Raw genomic sequence first — 1,430 nt, 5'->3', positions numbered from 1 at the left:
TGAAGTGAACCCCAAAAGTTGGACAAAAACTTTTGGGGTTCACTATTTATGGTAAAACACACATTTGAGGAGAAACTAGATATAGTTTCTCAAGTAAAAAACGGGAAGCCGATACTGCGCATATCCCGTGAACGCCATATAGGCGAACGGATGATCTTGGAATGGGTTCGGAAGTATAATCTTTATGGTGAAAATGGGCTACTCAAACAGCCTAATATCAGGGCCACACCTGATTTCAAGGAAGAAGTTGTAAGGACTGTTATAGAAAAAGAAGTATCTTTAGGACAGGTTGTTCTGCAATATGGAGTAAGCAGAACCGCTTTAGAGCGCTGGGTAAAATCTGTACGAGTTGAGGGTTATGGCGCACTACACCAGCAAAAGAACCGTGGACGATCAACTAAAGTGATGAAGCGATCAAAGAAACATGAACCTGAAACAGAATTAGAGAAGCTCCAGGCAGAGAATGCCCGTTTGCGAGCCGAGGTCGCACTATTAAAAAAAGTCACGGCCTTAGTCAAGGAAAGAGAAGCCCGCGAACGCATGAGTGGGCAAAAGCCATCGAAGAACTAAGGCCCGAACATGATGTTGCAATTCTATTGGATTGTAAACAGATGGCTCGTTCGGTATTTTACTATCATCGCAAGCATCTGAATACTGATGATAAATACAAGGATGAAAAGGAAGAGATCATACGCATATTTCACCTGCATAAAGGCAGATATGGGTATCGGCGGGTAACGGCCGAAATGAAGAACCTGGGTTATCATATAAATCATAAGACTGTTCAAAGATTAATGGGAACATTGGACCTAAAATGTAATATCAGGAAAGTCCGCTATCGCTCGTACAAAGGCGAAGTTGGTAAAATTGCCCCCAATGTACTTGAAAGGAATTTCAAGGCAAGTTCGCCTAATCAGAAATGGGCTACGGATGTCACTCAGGTAAACATCAAAGGCGAGAAGATATACCTATCTCCAATACTTGACCTATTCAATGGAGAAGTTATCTCCTATAGTATCTCCAAAAGTCCGAATATGCAGATGATAAACGAAATGTTACATAAGGCTTTTGATAAAGTAAAAGACACAAAAGGGCTCATTTTTCATTCTGATCAAGGCTGGCAATATCAGCATTATGGATATAGAAAGACTTTAGAAAAACAAGGAATTATACAGAGCATGTCTAGAAAAGGAAACTGCTTGGATAATGCCGTGGCCGAAAACTTTTTTGGAATCTTAAAGACAGAATTACTGTACTCGCAAAGATTTGAAACAGCAGAAAAGTTTATCCTTTCATTAAAAGAATACATTAACTACTACAACAATAAAAGAATAAAAAACAGGTTAAATGGAAAGAGCCCGGTGGAATACCGAGCTCTCGTACAAAAAACTTAATTTTGTTAACCTGTCCAACTTTTTGGGGTCACATCA

At 39.7% G+C, this 1,430-nt stretch carries 2 protein-coding genes; both read left to right on the top strand.

Translation table 11 applies throughout. From position 1 onward, the window contains the following. Window positions 1-48 precede the first annotated feature (48 nt). Complete coding sequence (locus EZ444_RS27045; RefSeq protein WP_225874872.1) at window positions 49-570, top strand: helix-turn-helix domain-containing protein; 522 nt, start codon at window positions 49-51, stop codon at window positions 568-570. Then, on the top strand, window positions 492-1,394 hold the full coding sequence (locus EZ444_RS27040; RefSeq protein ID WP_225874871.1) for an IS3 family transposase: 903 nt from the start codon (window positions 492-494) through the stop codon (window positions 1,392-1,394). The genes EZ444_RS27045 and EZ444_RS27040 overlap by 79 nt, the downstream gene beginning before the upstream one ends. Window positions 1,395-1,430 lie beyond the last annotated feature (36 nt).

Origin of the sequence: Pedobacter hiemivivus, from assembly GCF_004331685.1 — a bacterium.
Taxonomy (GTDB): Bacteria; Bacteroidota; Bacteroidia; order Sphingobacteriales; family Sphingobacteriaceae; genus Pedobacter; species Pedobacter hiemivivus.
Note: the sequence above shows the minus strand (reverse complement) of the source record. Positions and strands in the feature narration are given on the sequence as shown.